The organism is Ruminococcus sp. XPD3002 (assembly GCA_900119535.1).
Lineage (GTDB): Bacteria > Bacillota > Clostridia > Oscillospirales > Ruminococcaceae > Ruminococcus > Ruminococcus flavefaciens_H.
Genome location: FPJT01000035.1, coordinates 1 through 3,380, shown reverse-complemented (window position 1 = coordinate 3,380; position 3,380 = coordinate 1). Strand labels below are relative to the sequence as shown.

The following is a 3,380-nucleotide window of genomic DNA, read 5'->3' as shown; positions in this document are numbered from 1 at the left end:
GTAATCAGGGAGATAATCGAGACAGGAATAGAGAATATTTAAGCAGCACAGAAGCGGAAGTTCAGAATACTTCCGCTTTTTCTTATGGAGAAGCTATCCATAGTGCATTTGAGGAAGTATCTCTCAATCATTCTTTCTCCGATAAGCAGCAGAAATTCCTTGACAGGATAGAAAATTTTGCTGTTCGTAACAATGTGACAGAAAATATAATTAATACAGCCTTTGAAAGAGCTGCCGCTTTCCATACTCATTACATTAACCGTGAATCAGTCAGCAGAAACATATTTGCAAGACGTTTAGGTTCTCTTGAAAGGGAAATCGAGGAAGCTATAAAAAGAAATATAGCTGCACCAGAGCTTCCTATAGATAAGGCGAAAAGGCTTATAAGTGAGTATATCGAACAAGAGTATAACAGTGTAGCAGATTTCTCCGATATAAGTAATATAAATATTGCCTATACATCGGTTGTAGAGATAGATAATGTTCCCCTTAATGATGAGCTTGAATTACAGGTATCTGTTGATCTTGAAAATTTTGCAATTAATTCATATGTTGACGGTGATCTTGTTCATTCTGAAACGTATGATAGCATTGAAGCAATGCTGCCTACACTCAATAATCTTGATTTCAATGAACTTACATCAACAATAGACTATGAGGAAGAAATACAGTCTATCCTTGCAGATAAGCAAGCTGAAAGAGCAATTGACATAAATGAAGCTCTTGCTGATCCGATTGGTAGTCCCGAAGAAAAAGCAGAGCTTCAACATGAACTTGACAGTATGACTGAAAATACAGTTGAGCCTGTTACAGCAGCGCAGCCTTTACCGCCCCTACATATCGAAAAATACGGTCTTACACTTGATTTCAGCGAAATATCAAGCCTTGATATTGAGTGGACAAACACTGAGTACGTAGGCGGCATAGACAGTGACGGTCATGAGAGAAAGGATAATTTCACAGAAAGATACAGTAATATAGCGTTCTATGACGGCGGTTATCCTGATATGCTCATAAGATATGACGGTACTGACGAATATGCAGCCGGGGATTATCCTGTCCCGGTAGCGGATGCAGCTGCGGAGATTGAAGAATACCTCGATAAATCCGTTGATGATAAGAATATAAGCATTATTATTAAGAATAAAGACGGAAGCGAGAACTATATCAATGCTGAAAAGCTGCTTAGTGAGAATGATAACTTGACTGAAACATCTGGTGAATCAATAGAATATGTCGGAACCAATGATATCGAACGTATCGAAAGAGCAAATGCCAAAAAATCGACAACTACTGTCAAAGGCGAAGATCTGAATATAGGTGACAAGGTCCTTTGGGAAGGTAATCCTTACATCATCGAAAGCAAGGGCGGTCTGCTCGGAATGAAGCCGCTGTTTGAAACAAATGTAAGTATTGTAAGTCCGTCCCTTATATGGCAGGAAAAGGATTTTGAAGTATATGAGTTCGCTGCACCGCAGCAAGCACTGGCTTCTGAGTTCACAGAAAAGGAAATGCTCGATGTAATCGGCAATTACAGATATATCAGCACTCCAAAACAGGACGTAGTTGCTCATTTTAATGAGCATAATGATACAGACAGCAGAGCTGACTATCTGAGGTCGATTTATAACGATGATTATTCAGAGCTTATCATAAATGACAACAGATACGGCTATAACGCACAGCCTGACGGACTGTTATTATGGAAAGGCAGCTTCCTTTCAAGTGATGAAAAACAGACTATCAGTTGGGATAAGGTCGCAGAGCTGACAGCACAGCTCATTGATAACGAGGACTTTCTCAGTATCGATGATATTGCTGATACAAATGAAGATATGGATCAGCTTTCACTGTTCGGTGATCTGTCACTCGATAATGAACCAACAGTGCATGATATAGAAGAACAATCAGTTCAGAACGATAATGCACCTATAGTTCATACGGAATCAGAACCAACAGTACAGGTTGAAGCTCCTGCCGCAAAAAAGCCTGTGGGCGATAAAAAGGACTTTGTAATCACCAATGAGAACCTTGGCGAAGGTGGTGCAAAGACAAAATATCGTGCAAATGTGGCTGCTATTAAGACACTGAAAGAGATAGAAGCAGAAAACAGGCTTGCAACGGCTGCGGAACAGCAGATTTTATCGCAGTATGTAGGTTGGGGCGGCTTAAAAAATGCTTTTGAGGATTTCCATGATGATTGGAAGAACGAATATGCAGAGCTGAAGGAGCTGCTCACTCCAGAGGAATATGCAGCAGCGGCGGCTTCTGTACTGAACGCACATTACACTTCTCCTGTCGTAATATCTGCAATGTATGACGCACTGAAAGAAAACGGCTTCACAGGCGGCAGAATATTAGAGCCTGCAATGGGTGTCGGTAACTTCTTCGGCGTTATGCCTACAGATATTCGTGATAATTCTAAGCTTTACGGCGTAGAGCTTGACAGTATATCGGGACGTATAGCACAGCAGCTCTATCAGAGTGCGAATATAAAGATAACAGGCTTTGAAAAGACCGATATTAAGAACGATACGTTTGACCTTGCTGTCGGTAATGTGCCTTTCGGCGGCTATTCTCTCAATGAAGCTGCATATAACAGGTATCATTTCCAGATACATGACCATTTTTTTGCAAAATCACTCGACAAGGTTAAGCCAAACGGTATAGTTGCTTTCATTACTTCCAAAGGTACAATGGACAAGAACAATCCTGCAATAAGAAAGTATATAGCTGAAAGAGCTGAACTTGTTGGAGCTATAAGGCTTCCAAACAATGCTTTCAAAGGCAATGCAGGAACGGAAGTAACGTCGGATATTATATTCTTGCAGAAACGTGAATATCCCATAGAGCTTACACAGGAAAATATGCCGTCATGGATAGACCTCGGTAAAACTGAGGACGGACTGACGGTAAATCAGTATTTTATTGATAATCCTGATATGGTACTCGGTAAGATCGTAGAGGGCAACAAGCTCTATGGTCACGGAGCTGACGATACAATGTGTATCCCTATCGAGGGGGCTTACCTTAAGGAACAGCTTGCAGCAGCTATAAATAATATTCGTTTCAAGGCAACAACTGCGGCAACTGAAATATCAGAGGATATATTCGATGATGATAATGTTGAAATACCGCTGAATGTAAGGAATTTCAGCTATGCAGTAATAGCTGATAATGTTTATTACCGTAATAACAGCGATTTTGAGAAATTTGAAGGGAAGAAGTCGGATATTCCTCGTATTAAGGGCATGATCGAAATTCGTGATTGTCTGAGAGAAGTTATCAGCTGTCAGATAGATAACGGTTCCGATGAACAGCTGCAAGCGTTACAGGAGAAGCTTAACAGCTTGTATGACAGCTATGTAGAGAAATACGGA

The 3,380-nt window shown here is 40.6% G+C and carries 1 protein-coding gene; it reads left to right on the top strand.

Going from position 1 to position 3,380, the window contains the following annotated elements:
* A partial coding sequence (locus BT127_RS17030) for an Eco57I restriction-modification methylase domain-containing protein (protein WP_502687187.1) occupies window positions 1–3,380 on the top strand: 3,380 nt, incomplete at both ends.